Source organism: Nautilia sp. PV-1 (assembly GCF_004006315.1).
GTDB lineage: Bacteria > Campylobacterota > Campylobacteria > Campylobacterales > Nautiliaceae > Nautilia > Nautilia profundicola_A.
In genome coordinates, this window is record NZ_CP026530.1 from 95,921 (window position 1) to 111,221 (window position 15,301).

13 protein-coding genes are annotated in these 15,301 nt (G+C 36.7%); 9 read left to right on the plus strand and 4 right to left on the minus strand.

Annotation, left to right across the window (positions count from 1 at the left end; all coding sequences use genetic code 11):
• Positions 1–34: 34 nt before the first annotated feature.
• Positions 35–2,080, minus strand: a complete 2,046-nt coding sequence (locus tag C3L23_RS00565) for an EAL domain-containing protein (protein WP_127679231.1) — start codon at positions 2,078–2,080, stop codon at positions 35–37.
• A 172-nt stretch (positions 2,081–2,252) separates the two neighbouring features.
• Between C3L23_RS00565 and topA the strand changes: the two genes are divergently transcribed.
• Genes topA through C3L23_RS00585 form a run of 4 tightly spaced genes read left to right on the plus strand, consistent with a single transcriptional unit; the run spans position 2,253 to position 6,947 of the window.
• The gene (gene topA / locus C3L23_RS00570; RefSeq protein ID WP_127679232.1) at positions 2,253–4,436 is read left to right on the plus strand and encodes a type I DNA topoisomerase; all 2,184 of its coding nucleotides are present in this window, start codon (positions 2,253–2,255) and stop codon (positions 4,434–4,436) included.
• Between the two features lie 31 nt (positions 4,437–4,467).
• A complete protein-coding gene (locus C3L23_RS00575) occupies positions 4,468–4,992 on the plus strand; it encodes a metallophosphoesterase (protein WP_127679233.1) in 525 nt (174 codons plus the stop codon).
• 1 nt (position 4,993) lies between these two features.
• On the plus strand, positions 4,994–5,824 hold the full coding sequence (locus C3L23_RS00580) for a biotin synthase (RefSeq protein WP_127679234.1): 831 nt from the start codon (positions 4,994–4,996) through the stop codon (positions 5,822–5,824).
• Positions 5,814–6,947 (plus strand): cation:proton antiporter, encoded by a 1,134-nt coding sequence (locus C3L23_RS00585; RefSeq protein ID WP_127679235.1) that lies wholly within the window; start codon positions 5,814–5,816, stop codon positions 6,945–6,947. Before C3L23_RS00580 ends, C3L23_RS00585 begins: the two co-directional genes overlap by 11 nt.
• Here C3L23_RS00585 and C3L23_RS00590 read toward each other — a convergent pair.
• A complete protein-coding gene (locus C3L23_RS00590) occupies positions 6,944–7,396 on the minus strand; it encodes a hemerythrin domain-containing protein (RefSeq protein ID WP_127679236.1) in 453 nt (150 codons plus the stop codon). The genes C3L23_RS00585 and C3L23_RS00590 overlap by 4 nt on opposite strands.
• Before the next feature lie 116 nt (positions 7,397–7,512).
• Between C3L23_RS00590 and gltX the strand changes: the two genes are divergently transcribed.
• Positions 7,513–8,898 carry a glutamate--tRNA ligase gene (gene gltX, locus C3L23_RS00595; protein ID WP_127679237.1) on the plus strand — a complete coding sequence of 462 codons (1,386 nt, stop codon included), beginning with the start codon at positions 7,513–7,515 and terminating at the stop codon, positions 8,896–8,898.
• Here the strand turns inward: gltX and C3L23_RS00600 are convergent.
• Complete coding sequence (locus tag C3L23_RS00600; RefSeq protein WP_127679238.1) at positions 8,895–10,034, minus strand: amino acid permease; 1,140 nt, start codon at positions 10,032–10,034, stop codon at positions 8,895–8,897. The genes gltX and C3L23_RS00600 overlap by 4 nt on opposite strands.
• Positions 10,035–10,121: 87 nt before the next feature.
• Here C3L23_RS00600 and C3L23_RS00605 point away from each other — a divergent pair, with 87 nt between their 5' ends.
• Genes C3L23_RS00605 through C3L23_RS00620 form a run of 4 tightly spaced genes read left to right on the plus strand, consistent with a single transcriptional unit; the run spans position 10,122 to position 13,373 of the window.
• Entirely contained in the window at positions 10,122–10,964 is an 843-nt protein-coding gene (locus tag C3L23_RS00605) for a helix-turn-helix domain-containing protein (protein WP_127679239.1), read from the plus strand.
• A complete protein-coding gene (locus tag C3L23_RS00610; RefSeq protein ID WP_127679240.1) occupies positions 10,951–11,820 on the plus strand; it encodes a DMT family transporter in 870 nt (289 codons plus the stop codon). The genes C3L23_RS00605 and C3L23_RS00610 overlap by 14 nt, the downstream gene beginning before the upstream one ends.
• A complete protein-coding gene (locus C3L23_RS00615) occupies positions 11,810–12,478 on the plus strand; it encodes an allophanate hydrolase subunit 1 (protein WP_246831073.1) in 669 nt (222 codons plus the stop codon). Before C3L23_RS00610 ends, C3L23_RS00615 begins: the two co-directional genes overlap by 11 nt.
• Positions 12,471–13,373 carry a biotin-dependent carboxyltransferase family protein gene (locus C3L23_RS00620; protein ID WP_127682099.1) on the plus strand — a complete coding sequence of 301 codons (903 nt, stop codon included), beginning with the start codon at positions 12,471–12,473 and terminating at the stop codon, positions 13,371–13,373. Before C3L23_RS00615 ends, C3L23_RS00620 begins: the two co-directional genes overlap by 8 nt.
• Here C3L23_RS00620 and C3L23_RS00625 read toward each other — a convergent pair.
• Positions 13,370–15,301, minus strand: coding sequence for a transglycosylase domain-containing protein (locus C3L23_RS00625; protein ID WP_127679241.1), 1,932 nt, complete (start codon positions 15,299–15,301; stop codon positions 13,370–13,372). The genes C3L23_RS00620 and C3L23_RS00625 overlap by 4 nt on opposite strands.

Here is a 15,301-nt window from a genome sequence, read left to right on the forward strand (position 1 = left end):
TTTTGGAATTATATCAGATGTTTTGTGTCTAAATTTAAACACTGAACGACTCTGCATACCGTTTGACCTTGTTAAAAGGTATTGCAGGAGAAAAGTAATATCCCTGTACCAGATCGACATCTATAAATTTTACGCTGTTAAACTGCTGTTTGGTTTCAACTCCTTCTGCGACTACCGTGCATTCCAGATCGTGACACAGACTTACTATATGTTTACAAACAACGTAGCCTTTGTGCGTGTCTATTATATCAATCAGGGATTTGTCGATTTTTAACTCATAAATATTTAATTTTGTAATTACCTCCAGGCTCGAATATCCTATGCCGTAATCGTCTATGGCAATTTTGAAGCCGTGTTTTTGAAGGTTTTTAATGTTTTGTTCGGCATTTTTACCGTAAAGAAAGCTTCTTTCAATTATTTCAAACACCACTTTTTTATCTTTAAAAATCTGAATTATTTTTTCAACAGCATCTTTGCTGCTGAGGGTGTCCGGATGAAGGTTAACGCTTATTTCGGGGTAAAAACTTTCATTTTGCCATTTTTCAATATCTTTTTTTACTTCTTTGCACACCCATATGTCTATAATAGGAGCCAGTCCCGCTTCTTCGATTATAGGCAGAAATGAGGGGCCGGTTATTTTGCCGTTGTCGTTATATCTTATTAACGCTTCGAATTTATTGCATTTGTTGTGTTTAATGTCTATTTTTGGCTGATAATATATTTTTAAATTATGTTTATTGAGTGAACTGATTGTCTCATCCAGTTTTGCCTGTGCGGCTATTAGCTGTTTTTGGGCTTTAAAAGCGTATACACCTTCTTTTGATTTTATTTCTTCCGAAATATCGAGGTTGTGCTGAAGGATTTCTTTATGGGACGAATATGATTTGGAGTTTACGAATTTTTTGGTGAAATAAATATAAACGGAAGTATCTATAACGAGCAAAAACAGCTGCAGAGCCGTGACCCATAAATTGCCTCCGGTTTTTAAATACGTATCTATAAATACGGGTGTCGTCCACGCAACATAATAATCGGTAAAATTTATATGTACGAAATGTAAAAAAGAATAGGCTATTACGATATTTAAAATCGGAAGGAATACAAAAGGTATTAAAAAGAATCTGTTTAAAACGATTACGGAATATATCAGCAGGGTGTTAATGTTAAAAAACACAAAAGGAGTCGAAATTTTTGTTATGTACATTAAAGCTTTTTCTTTAAAATAGATCCAAAAAGAGATCAGCATACCGAGTCCTACACCGGCTCCTCCTATAAGAACGAACATTCTGTTGAATTCTCCAAACGTAAGGTTCGGGAAAGCTTCTTTAAAAAGTATGGCCTTTCCGAAAAGACCGTTTACGGTGTGGCTGCCGTGTATTCCGACAAACCACAGTATCTGTACCAGAAAGTCTCTAATTATCAGGGTTAATATATCAGGAATGTTTAATTTCAAAGGATTGAAGTTATGTAAGAAGTAACTGACTATCACTGCAAAGAATATATATAAATTAACGGCTGCAATATAGGCGGCAAAAAATACAAATAGATAATTAAAAAGTTTATAAATGTGATAATTCCCGTCTTCTATATTGATATTTAAGGTTAGTTTCGGATAAAACAGTTTCAAAAGGTAGGTTGAGAGCACCGGGGATATCAGCGTGGCCGGGGTAAAGCCGTAAGGAAGAACAATGGGGATAGATATGTCGTCTATAAGTTTAATTGTGGAGGTATCACCCTGGATATTGAAAATATATATTGACGAATTTTCTATAAGTACGAGTGTGACAAATACGCTGACGGATAAAATAACGGCGATTATCTGTGAAACTTTTAACCTCTGTGCAAAAAAATAGGATATTGCTATTACAGATACGATAGATGAAAACGACTGAAGTATTTTTGAAAGATACAGAATGTTTTTTTGGGAAATAAAAAAAAGATCCGTATTAAAATAAAGCAAGAAAGAAAACAGCAGGGTAATAACCGACGTTAACAGAAAAAAAGGAACAATTGCCGTAAATGCTTCTTGTAATGTAATAATAAAAAGCAATATTTTTTTATTTTTTATAATTTCGTTCAAAAAAGGCCTTCTTTGAAAAGAGATACTGCTTATATACATATTATCAAATAAAAGTGACATAAAAGTGAAAAAACATATTAATGTATATGCAGTTTGTTACGGGTGTGTAAATTCGTTTAATAATGCATAATTTCATCTTTGGTATAATACCGCCAAAAAAAAGGCATATGTTTTGGCAAAAAAACTTATAATTGTCGAATCACCGGCAAAAGCAAAAACGATTAAAAATTTTTTGGGTAAAGATTATGAAGTAGTGGCGAGCAAAGGGCACATAAGAGATTTGCCTAAAACTTCTTTCGGGATTAAGATTGAAGACGATTCTTTTATACCTCAGTACAGAGTGACAAAAGACCATCAGGCGATTGCCAAAGAACTGAAAGAAAAAGCAAAAAAAGCCGACACGGTTTATATAGCGACGGATGAGGACAGGGAAGGAGAGGCTATCGGCTATCATATTGCCCACGTAATAGGTAAAAAGCCGGAAGAACTTCCAAGAATAGTGTTTCATGAAATTACCAAAACAGCTATAAAAAAAGCCCTTGAAAACCCGAGAACCATTGATTTGAACAGGGTAAACGCCCAGCAGGCCAGAAGACTTCTTGACAGAATAGTGGGATATAAACTTTCCCCTCTTCTCAATAAAAAAATTCAAAAGGGTCTTAGTGCAGGTAGGGTTCAAAGTGCAGCCCTTAAACTCGTAGTGGACCGTGAAAGGGAAATTAAGGCCTTTAAACCTCAGGAATATTGGAGTATTGAAGGGATTTTTAAAAAAATAGAGGGTTCTTTAATTAAATATAACGGTAAAAAACTTGATAAATTCGATATTAAAACCAAAGACGAAGCTCATAAAATAGTAGACGAGTTAAAACCTCTCGAATATACCGTAAGAGAAATAGAAACCAAAACAACTACCGTAAAATCCCCGGCGCCGTTTATGACTTCGACACTTCAGCAGGTAGCCAGCAGCGAGCTCGGGTTCAGTCCGAGAAAAACAATGCAGATTGCGCAGAAACTTTATGAAGGTGTTAAAACGCCTGTGGGTGAAACGGGTATTATTACATATATGAGAACGGACAGTCTTAACATTGCCAAAGAAGCTCAAAAAGCGGCATTGGAATTTATTAAACAAAATATAGGCGAAGAGTATGCCCAGCCTAAAACATACCATACGAAAAACCAGACCGCACAGGAAGCGCATGAAGCTATAAGACCTGTTGATGTAAGGCTGACGCCGGATGATCTTAAAAACTATTTAAAGCCTGACGAGCTTAAACTTTACACTCTGATTTTTAACAGATTTTTGGCAACCCAGATGAAAGACGCCAAATTTGAAACTCAGAATATTTACATATCAAACGATAAGGGCGAATTTAAAATAAGCGGAAGAAAACTGATATTTGACGGATTTTATAAAGTATACGGAAAACCTAGCGCAAATACACTGCTTCCTGAATTTGAAAAAGGCGAGAAATTAAAACCCGAAGAGGTTAAAGCAACCCAGCATTTCACCAAACCGCCTGAAAGATATACCGAAGCCAGCCTTATTAAAAAACTGGAATCACTCGGAATCGGAAGACCTTCGACATACGCTCCTACGATTACGCTTTTGCAAAACAGAAACTATGTTGAGGTAAAAGAGAAAAAACTCCATCCTACGGAAATAGCTTTCAGTGTAATTGAAACGCTTGAAAAACATTTTCCGGATATTGTGGACGCCAACTTTACGGCAAATATGGAAGAGATGCTTGACAGCGTAGCCGAAGCGAAAAAAGACTGGCAGGAGGTGTTAAAAGAATTTTATAATCCGTTTATGGAGCTTGTAAACAAAGGATACAAAGAGATCCCTTCTCAGAAAATTGCAAAACCGATTGACGAAACGTGTCCTCTTTGCGGCTCTCCTCTTGTAATAAGAAAAGGAAGATTCGGCGAGTTTATTGCATGCAGCAGTTATCCTAAATGTAAATATACAAGGCCTCTCGAAGAAAAAGAAGAGAAAAAAGCCGATGTTAAATGTGACAAATGCGGTGCCGATATGGTTGTGAAAAGAGGTAAAAGCGGAGAATTCCTGGCGTGCAGCAATTATCCTGAGTGTAAAAACACAAAACCTCTAAACGAACCTGAAATTTTAGACGATGTAAAGTGTCCGGAATGCGGAGGCGATATCGTAAAAAGAAAGTCAAGAAGAGGGGAATTTTACGGATGTGCAAATTATCCTAAATGTACGTTTATTTCAAAATACAGACCGGTTAACAAACAGTGTCCGGAATGCGGATATCTGATGGCAAAAAGAACATACAGAAAAAAAGAGATTTACGAATGTATTAAATGTAAACATAGAGAAGACGCTGCAGATTAAGCAAAGAAAATTTTTTATTTAAGGATAGGATTTGAAAATAGGAATAATGTCCGATACTCACAGAAAGACCGGAAGGGCAAAAAAAGCTATAGATTTATTGATAAATGAAGGGGCGGAGTTTATACTTCACGCCGGAGACATTGTTCAGGAAGAAGTGCTTGAATATCTGGAAAAAGCTCCTGTGAGATATGCGGCGGTGCTTGGAAACAACGATTTTCATCTGTATAAAGTGGTAGACAAATACAATCTTACAACAGAGCCTCATTATTTTAAACTGGCGGGTAAAACATGGAAACTTATGCACTATCCCAAATATATGTTTCCTTTGGATACTGATATTATCGTATACGGGCATACTCATGACGTGGATATAACATTCAACGGTAAAAACCTGATATTAAATCCGGGAGAGGTTTGTGCCAGGGATCACGGGTTCAGCACCTGTATGACACTTGATATTACGGATGAGAAGTATATTGTTACGCTGTTTTACAGGAAAATAAAAACGGATGAATGGAAAACTAAAGTAAAAGAGTTTACTCTGCCAAAGGTATAATATGAAAAAAATATTTTTGTGTGCGATCAGCAATATAAGAAGCGGCGCATGCAATGAAGACTGCAGATTCTGCACGCAAAGCGTGAAATGGGGAGCGGATATAAACCGTTTCAGACAAAAAGAGATTTCCCAGATTGTAAATGAAGCAAAACTGGCCAAACAAAACAGAGCCGCCGGTTTTTGTCTTGTAACCAGCGGCAGGGGACTTGATGAAAAAACGCTTGAATATGTCTGCCGCGCGGCTGAAGCTGTTTCCAAAGAGGTGGATATTTCCATAATCGCGTGTAACGGCACCGCCGATAAAGACTCTCTTAAAGAGCTTAAAAAATCCGGAGTAAAAATATATAACCACAATCTTGAGACAAGCCGGGAATATTATCCCGAAATATGTTCAACCCATACATGGGATGAGAGGTTTGAGACATGTGAGAACATTAAGTCAGCAGGACTTCAGCTCTGCTGCGGAGGGATATTCGGAATGGGAGAAAGCAAAAGCGATATTGAAAGTTTTATAAAATCGTTAAAAATGCTAGACCCGGAAGGAATACCTCTGAATTTTTTTATTGAAAACGAAAAGCTTCCTTTAAAAGCTACACATGATAGAGAGTTTGCGTTAAATCTTGTAAAGAGATTTGCAAATGAGTTTAAAGAAGCTATAATAATGCTGGCAGGGGGAAGAGAGATCGTCTTTGGTGAGAGATGGACCGAAGCTCTGAAATCCGGTGCTAACTCCATAGTTATAGGCGATTATCTTACCACAAAAGGCGAAAGACCCGACAGGGATCTTAAAATTTTAATTGACGAAGGGTTTGAAATAGCCAATGAGTGCTGAATTTTTAATAATTTCATTATCGGTAATACTGTTAATATCACCTTTTTTAAGCAATATATTAAAACTTCCTATTTCCATGGTTGAAATAACTCTTGGAGCGGTATTCAGCGCAGTCGGGCTTATACATCATAACGAAATGTTCAATTTGCTGGCGGAAGTGGGATTTTTGTATTTAATGCTTTTAGCCGGAATGGAGGTAAATTTAAAAGATCTGTTAAAAATGGAGAAATCCCTTTTTAAAAAAGGCGTTCTTTTTTTATTTATTTTAGTTGTGTCGAGTTTTATTTTTGTGTTTTTATTCAGCTATTCAAAAGTGTTTTTGGTAATTATGCCACTGATTTCCATAGGTCTTATGATATCAATTCAGCAGGAAATAGGTAAAAAAGAGTGGCTGGATCTGGCAATTAAAATAGGCGTGCTGGGAGAACTTATTTCTATCCTTATTTTAACGGTCGTAAGCGGATATTTTGAGTTCGGCTTTGATAAAAAACTTTTAATCAATATAGGCATACTGTTTTTGTTCTTAATTTTTCTTGTTTTGGCGTTTTTTCTTATCAGAGCAATTTTTTGGTGGTTTCCGAAACTTAAACATTATCTGATGCCGGGGGTGGATAAATATCATCAGGATGTAAGAATAGCAATCAGTTTTTTCTTTATTATGATCGCTTTTTTAATGAAAATACATCTTGACGTTGTACTCGGCGCTTTTGTTGTAGGGGTGTTTATTGCAACGTTTTTTGAGCACAATAAAGACCTTGAACACAAACTTGCGCCTTTTGGATTCGGGTTTTTGATTACTATATTTTTCGTGCATGTCGGAAGCTCGCTAAATCTTTCTTTGATTTCTATGCAGATGCTGAAAGATTCTTTAATGATAGTGGGAGTTATGATTCTTGTGAGAATTTTTGCTTCTGCTGTTTTTTATACGATGCTGGGTATTAAAAAAACGCTTCTTTTTGCGTTGTCGCTTTCTATGCCTTTAACGTTATTGATTGCAACCGCAACCCTTGCGCATCAAAACGGGACTATAAGCGATTACTGGTACAATGTGCTTGTTTTTACGGCTGTTCTTGAAGTAATAATCGTTATGATAAGTGTGAAAATAATAGAGAAAAAATTTTAGCTGTAAAGCGTATACAGCTCTTTTTCTTCAAACTCGACCCTTGCTTTAAGGGCTTTTCCGAGTTTTTCAAGTTCGTTTTTAAACTGTTCTGATTCAATTTTTTTAACGTTGTCAAATCTGTTTATAAATCCTGAAATTGCTTTTGAGATCGATTTCATTTCTTCCTGTTTCTGATTTATAAAATTTAAGATTTTTTCGTTGTATTTATATTTGCTTTTCATATACGTGTAAAAGTAGTTATCCTCATAAATTATGTGCAGTCTGTATTCGTAATGAAACTTTTTAAGTATTTCCGGGATTTTTTCAAAATTCTGTTTTTGAAGGTGTTTTTCGATTTTGTTAAAAAGTGAAAAAAGTGTTTGATGATCGTCTTTTAATTCAATGATCAGTTTGTCTTCATAAGTATAAATTTTTCTGAGTTTTGCCAGTATGTTTTTTAGTATGCCCATTGTCTGTCCTTTCCGAACTTTTTATATTATAGCTTATATTAAATGAAAATTAATTGATCATAATCAATAAAACTCTAAAAGTCTTATTTGATATAATTTCATCAAAAAGGACATTAATGGTAGTTACCAGATTTGCACCCTCACCTACGGGATATTTACATATAGGAGGACTCAGAACCGCACTTTTTAACTGGCTTTGGGCGAAAAAAAACGAGGGAAAATTCAGACTCAGAATCGAAGATACGGATTTAAGCCGTAACAAACAAGAAGCGGTAGACGCGATACTTGAAGCATTTAACTGGACAGGGCTTCACTGGGACGATGAAGTAGTGTTCCAAAGCGAAAGATTTGATAAATATAAAGAATACGTAAACGAGCTTTTAGAAAAAGGCATGGCCTATAAATGCTACCTTACAAAAGAAGAGCTTGAAACTATCAGGGAAGCCAGAATGAAAGGCGAAGAGCCTCCTATTGATATCAGAAAATACAGAGATTTCGAAGGCGAGCTTGATCAGCCTTACGTTATCAGATTTAAAGCGCCTTTAAGCGGGACAGTCGGCTTTGAAGACGGAGTAAAAGGAAAAGCCCAAATCGACGCAAGCCAGGTTGACGATTTCGTAATCGCAAGAAGCGACGGAACACCTACTTATAACTTCGTAGTGGTAATAGACGACCACGAAATGGGAATGACGGATATAATAAGAGGGGACGACCACTTTACGAATACATTTAAACAGGTGCTTGTATATAAAGCGTTCGGGTGGGACGTGCCGAAATTCTACCACGTGCCTATGATTCACAACGAAAAAGGCTCTAAAATGTCCAAAAGGGACGGAGCCGTTGACGTTATGGAATATAAAAGAGAAGGTTATCTTCCGGAAGCTCTTTTAAACTTCCTTGTAAGACTTGGATGGAGTCACGGCGATCAGGAAATATTTTCAATAGATGAGATGATTAGACTTTTTGATCCGAAAGACATAAACAAGGCTCCTAGCAGATACAACAAAGAAAAACTCGACTGGCTGAACCAGCACTATATTAAAAATTCTCCAAATGTTAGAATCGTAAAACTTCTTAAAGAAGATTTCGGTGTGGATATCGAAGATCATGATAAAAAAGAAATATTAATTGATGAACTTAAAGACAGGGTAAAAACACTTAAAGAAATGGCCGAAGAAATTAAGAAGATCCTTTCAGAACCTAAAGAATACAACGAAAAAGCGGTAAAAAAATTTTTAAAAGACGAAGTTATTGCAAATCTCAGGGAATTTTTAGTGTTTTTAAACGATAAAGACCCTAAAACACCGGTTGACTGGCATGATATAATGAATGAATTTTTAGAACTTAAAGGTATAAAACCAAAATTCCTTATGCCGCCTTTGCGTATTGCGATGGTGGGGGATACCAAAGGTATAGACCTCTCTGCTATGTTAAGTATTCTCGGCAAAGAAGAAGTTAAAAAAAGAATCTCTTCTCTTCTTGCAAAATTTGAGGTTTTTTAAACCTCTTTTGCTTTTGAAAACAATAAAAATAAAGCATACATAACTGCGGCATAAACCATATCAAATCCTAAAATCACAATAATTACACCCATTGTAACAACAGCCGAAAGGGCTGTTTTGGTTTTAAGCAGTTTAAGTGCCGATAAAGATACCAGAAAGTAGATTAAAACAAACACGCCGTTTGAATATGTTATTAAAAGATCCACTTTAAAGTTGAATATAAATTTTAAAATACTGATTGCCAGAATAATTCCCATAATAACAAAAAGAGCCTTTTTAAACCCGATATTCAGGGTGGTGGCAAGGCGTGTAAGGGAAGCGACGTAAAGATTAAGAGCCATTATGCATATGATAAACGCGACAACGGCCATAATTTTATCGGCATAAGGCATAATATGCGAAGCTACAATAACCAATGAACGCAGGTTTTTGCTCTCATTCCCGTAAGCGTTAAAGGCAAGAAGGGAAAAAGTTACCGCCATATACATAAACGCCACAGTAATTATCCCTATTACAACCGCTTTGAAAAAGTCGTTTTCGTTTTTAAATTCGTGCGAAATATGGCTCATGGCTTCAATACCGACAAAACACCAGAAAATTATCCCAAGTGTTTTTATGATGTGAATTTCATGCGGCGTTATTTTGTAACTGTGAAAAAGCGAAACTAAAAAAAATGCAGAAATTATGGTAATTATCGTAATTGTGATCAATATATTGATATTAGACGAAACTCTAAGGCTTAACAGGTTTAGAATAAGAATAATTAAGCTTGCAAGAATTATGAATTCTATAAGATAGCCGTTTCCGAATGCACCGGCGAGATATGACGCAGCAGTTATAATTACGACAGGAGGGCCTATGGGTATTATTGAAAGATACAAAAGTTTTGTTGCAAATCCCGTCTTTTTGCCGAAAGCCTCTTCCACAAATGTGGCGCTGCCGCCGGCGCTCGGATACAGATTACCTAATTTTCCGAAAATAAACGCCACCGGCAGTATCATCAAAGCCATAATAAACCAGAGTATAAGTGCCGCCCATCCGCTGTATGTCGCACTCAGGGCCGGAACTATAAAAACACCGCTACCAAGAAGCGTAATTACAATCGTAGCCGTGCCTTGTGAAAGGGAGAGTTTCATAAACCGCCTTTTTTAAAATTATAGCAACTTTTAAATAAGAAACAAGTATTATGATATAATTTCTTAAAAGAAACAAAAAGGCAAAATATGACGTTGGGCGATAAGATTAAGTTTCTAAGAGAGAACAAGGGGCTGAATTTAAGCGAATTGGCCAAAAAAGCCGGAGTCGCCAAATCCACGCTTTTTAAAATAGAAGAGAATAAAACAAACCCGACAATCAATACCATATGGGCCATTGCGGATGTGTTGGGGGTGGCTTTCGGAGAGCTTGTCGGAGAAGGGGAAATTAAAAGTGACGGGGTAAGTGTGGTTTTGATAGAAAAAACCGACAGATTTGAAAGTTATAAAATGACTTTAAAAGAAGGGGCCGAATATATTGCAAAACCTCATTTTCCGGGAAGCAAAGAAAAAATATACGTATTAAAAGGCGGCGTTATGGCAGGAAGCATAGATAATCCTGAAAAAGCCGAAGAGGGGGATTTAATCGAGTTTGGCGCGGACAAAACGCATATTTATAAAGCCGCAGTTAAATCCACGCTTATCGTAACCATTTTTTATCCTGAAAAACGCTATTTTAAAGAAGACGTTTTTATTGATGTTTTTGATGAAAAAGAATATAAACGCTTAAACGGGCTTGTCAGTTCAGGCGTAGCCATAATAAGGGTTATTGCAAAAGAGGATAAATATGACGCCGGTAATGTAATAAAAAACGAAAACGGAATTTTTATTTTTAACAAGAATATGAAAACGGATGTTTCAGGCACATTGAGCATACGGGAATATGAAAGAAAAGTGATTTTGAAACATTTCAGAAAAGAACTTGTATACGCCGCATATCTTGCGCTGATAGGTGAGGTGGAAGCCGCAAAAGCCCTGGTTTTAAACAGTGAATTTACAGATATTAAAAAGGCTTTAAATGGAAAAAACTAAAAAAGGTCTGTTGGAAATGCTCGGAGCGACCTTCATATGGGGATCAACGCCTCTTATGAGTATTTATTCCTCTCTTCCAAGCGGGGTGTTTGTATTTTTCAGGGTTTTGTTTGCGTTTCCGTTTATACTTTATTTTGCCGTCAGAAAAAGCGGTATAAGAGAATTTTTAAAACTGCGTCCGTTTTGGCCTCTTCTAATCAGCGGGATAGCTCTCAGTGTAAACTGGATATTTTTTTTCTGGGCGTTTAATTATGCCGATGTGGCGACTGTCGTTACGATATATTATGCCGGACCTATAATATCCCTGATTCTTGCCGGCGTGTTTTTAAAAGAGAGCTTAAACCGTTTTATTATTTTTTCCGCAGTTTTGGCTTTTGCAGGGGTAATAATAAGCAGCGGAGGGGTGAATTTTTCAAAAGGCGCGGTAATTGCATTGTTTGCGGCAATTAGTTACGGGGCGCTCGGATTTTTTTCAAAAATTGCCACAATGCATCACAGGGCTGCTGCAGTAACCGCCTGGCAGATTATTGTTTCGGTATTTATAACGGCTCCTTTTTTGTTTGTGTCCCGCTGGGAATTTAGCGTAACTTCTTTACTGATAGCGTTTATTACCGGTGTTGTGCATACGGCGCTTGCATTGTTTTTATGGTATGACGCGCTTAATTACATTAAAGTGTCGATTGCGTCCGTTTTGCAGTATCTTGATATTGTGTTTGCAATGATTCTTGCATATGTTTTTCTGGGGCAGATTCCTTACATTAATCAGCTTACAGGTGCGGTTTTGATTATTTCAGCAGGCGTTGTAAGCAGTTTGCATGAAATAAAATGTTATAATAAAACAAAAAATGGAAATTAAATTTAAACAGGCCGGTATCGATAGTTTATTAATAGAATTTGGAATTGCAATTGATCAGGATTTGCATAAAATCGTAATATTAAACAGTGAAATTTTAAAACCGTATTTTTTGGAAGTTACAGTGTCGTATACAACCATACTTGTAAAATACGGAATTGATCAGACTTTTGAAGCCACTGTTGAAAAAATAAAAGAAATGCTGGTTTTTAATGGCGAATTCAACGTTAATAAAGGTAAAATAATTACAATAGGCGCTTATTACGGGGAGGAAACAGGCTTTGATTTGAAAAGAGTCGCTTATTATCATAAAACAAGTGTTAAAAATATAATAAAAATCCATTCTTCAAAAATATATCATGTTTATGCTTTGGGTTTTTTACCCGGTTTTGCATATATGGCAGCCACGGATATTTATCTCCCAATGAAAAAAAATTTTATTAATGTGCCTAAAGGGTCAATAGGTGTTGCAGGTGTGCAGACAGGTATATATCCTTTGGAAAGTTTAAGCGGATGGAATATAATAGCAAGAACATATGAAAAACTTTTTGATGAAAATATTGACGGTTTTTCTCTGCTGAAAGTCGGAGACAGGGTAAAATTCGAACCTGTAACAAAAGAAGAGTTTATTAACAGAGGCGGTCAAATTGAGGGTGATTAAAGTATTAAACAGCGGATTTTTAAGCACGTTTCAGGATATGGGCAGAGCCGGGTATACGGATATAGGTCTTACCCACAGCGGCGTAATGGATGAATTTTCCTATCTTTTGGCAAACGCTTTATTGGGAGACAGGGAGAAAGCCTGTATAGAAGTTGCTTTTGGAAAATTTGAATTTGAGGTTTTAAGCGATGTTTCCGCGGCTGTATGCGCTCCTGAAGGTGAAATCGAAATAAATGGAGAAGTATTTAAAATAAACCGCAGTTTTAAGCTGAAAAAAGGCGATAAGGTTAAAATAAAATCCTTAAAAAAAGGCAATTTTTTATATCTGTGTATTAAAGGAGGATTTGACGCTCCGAAAAAATATTCCAGCGCCAGTGTGAGTATAAGAGAAAAAATACTCTCTCCTATAGAAAACGGGGATGTGTTAAAAGCAAACACACCTGATGTTGTACCTGTCAGATATTCCACTATTGCGCAGGAATCCGGGGAATTCTTAAATTTAAGAATAATATTCGGTCATCAAAAAGAACTGTTTGATACGGATGAGTTTTTGAAAAAAGATTTTGAACTGTTAAGGATTAACAGACAGGGAGCTGTTTTAAAAGGAGATATAAAGCCTAAAAAAGGCGATATTATATCCGAAGGTATAAGCTTCGGAACGGTTCAGATATCGGGCGGGGGCAATCCTATCGTGCTTCTTAAAGAACATCAGACCATAGGAGGCTATCCTAAAATAGGTAACGTATTGCCTATAGACTGTTTTAAACTTTCCCAGTTCAGAGGTAAAAAAATTAAATTTCAGGAAATAAAACTTGAAGAGGCAAAAAAAGAAGTAATAGATTTTTATGCTTTTTTTAAAAAACTGAATTTCAGTTTTTATGAAATGTATCATTAAAAAACAGGAACGTAAGTTTCCTGTTTCGGAGGAGGAGACTGTTTGGTAAACAGCTCTTTGTGTCCGTTTATAAAGTAGTAATGAACACCTTTTGGTATTTTGAATTTTCTTATAAGCTCAGGGTGTATTTCAAGCAGATGTCTGTAAAAATATGCAAAAGCCGGAGCTGAAACACGTCCGCCCGACATACTTTTGCCAAGTGTAGTCGAGTCGTCGTTTCCAAACCAGACCAGTGTTTCCGTATCAGGAGTGTAGCCGCAGAACCATGCATCTCTGAAATCATTGGTAGTACCGGTTTTACCGGCTATTTGAATACCTTTTACTTTTGCTTTTCTACCCGTTCCTTTTTTTACTACGTCTTCAAGGATATTCGTTATAAGATAAGCCTGGCATTCGGGTTCTATATATTCGTATTTAGGTTCCGTTGTTATTGTTACGTTTTCTCTTGGAATAACTATTTTTTTGATTATGTGAACTTTGCTTTTTGTTCCGTAGTTGCTGAATATCGTATACAGTTCGCTGAATTTCCACATGCTTTCACCCACACTTCCAAGGGCTATACTTAAATTGTCAGGCAGTTTGTCAAATCCGAACGTATACATTTCTTTAAGCACCGTGTCCAGTCCCATAGACATCACCAGGTTAATCGTTGCCAGGTTTCTTGAGTGGACAAGAGCTTCTCTGAGGGTAATCAGTCCTAATGTGTTTTTTTCATAGTTTTTAGGTTTCCAGTATTTGTCCTCATCGGGCACGTCGCTTGGAATTTTGAATGTTCTGCTTATATCCGGAACAAGACTCGCGGGATTGTATCCTATGTTTAAAGCGATCTGGTAGATAAAAGGTTTAATGGAGCTTCCCACGCTTCTTCTTGACTGGACGGCGCGGTTGAATTTGCTTTTCTGGTAATCCGCTCCTCCGACCAGGGCAAGCACTTCGCCAGTTTGAGGTCTTACGGTTATCATGGCTCCGTTAAGCTGTGTGCCGTTAAGGTCCGGATTCATGTTTAGAAGCCTCTGTTTATTCCATTTGACGGTTTCCTGCGCCAGTTTTTGCGTAGGCAGGTCGATTGTAAGGTAAATATCGTAGCCTTTGGTAAACAAGTCCGGATATTTCGGAAGCAGTCTCATAATAGCTGTATCTACTGCATAAGGGGCTTTTTCTTCAAGCATTTTTTTATAAACTTTAGGTCTTGCGAGAATGGCCTGTTTATATTCCTGCGGGGATATCCATCCCAAAATATACATTCTTTTGATAATTCTGTCTGCTCTTTTGATATTCAGTTCGTAATTTCTTGTAGGGTCGTATAAAGAAGGCCCTTTCGGAAGTGCGATAAGCATAGCGATTTCTTTAAGAGTGAGGTCTTTAAGGCTTTTATGGAAATATCCGTAAGCCGCAGTGGCGATTCCGTAATAGCCGTGACCTAAATAGATCTGGTTCAGGTATCTTTCAAGTATCTGTTCTTTTGTCAGGAAATGTTCCACTTTAAGAGAAATAATCATTTCTTTGAGTTTTCTCTGGATGGTTTTTTTACGGTTAAGATAGATGTTTCTTACAAGCTGCTGGGTTATTGTAGACGCACCTTCTACTTTTTTACCGGCTTTTATGTCTTTAACTAAAGCTCTGAGTATGGCATTGAAATTTATACCTTCATGTTCGAAAAATGACGTGTCTTCCGTTGCTATAAGCGTTTCTATGACTCTTCCGGGGATGTCTTTGTATTTTACGTAAAAGCGGTTTTGGTTTTTGTATTTTACGGCCAGCAGATTTCCGTTTCTGTCGTAAAATCTTGCACTAAGAGGTGGGTTGTAATATATGATTTTTTCGCTTGCGAATCTGATTGAGTTATATAAATATAAAAAATAGCCTAAAACGCCCAGTGTTATAATAAATCCCAATATAAGAAAAAATGTGAATATTTTTTTGAACAA

Excerpts from the sequence above, each read along its gene's own strand:
- C3L23_RS00580 (WP_127679234.1), top strand. The coding sequence starts at position 4,994 with ATGAAAAAAATATTTTTGTGTGCGATCAGCAATATAAGAAGCGGCGCA.
- C3L23_RS00585 (WP_127679235.1), top strand. The coding sequence starts at position 5,814 with ATGAGTGCTGAATTTTTAATAATTTCATTATCGGTAATACTGTTAATA.
- C3L23_RS00590 (WP_127679236.1), bottom strand. The coding sequence starts at position 7,396 with ATGGGCATACTAAAAAACATACTGGCAAAACTCAGAAAAATTTATACT.
- gltX (WP_127679237.1), top strand. The coding sequence starts at position 7,513 with ATGGTAGTTACCAGATTTGCACCCTCACCTACGGGATATTTACATATA.
- C3L23_RS00600 (WP_127679238.1), bottom strand. The coding sequence starts at position 10,034 with ATGAAACTCTCCCTTTCACAAGGCACGGCTACGATTGTAATTACGCTT.
- C3L23_RS00605 (WP_127679239.1), top strand. The coding sequence starts at position 10,122 with ATGACGTTGGGCGATAAGATTAAGTTTCTAAGAGAGAACAAGGGGCTG.
- C3L23_RS00610 (WP_127679240.1), top strand. The coding sequence starts at position 10,951 with ATGGAAAAAACTAAAAAAGGTCTGTTGGAAATGCTCGGAGCGACCTTC.
- C3L23_RS00615 (WP_246831073.1), top strand. The coding sequence starts at position 11,810 with ATGGAAATTAAATTTAAACAGGCCGGTATCGATAGTTTATTAATAGAA.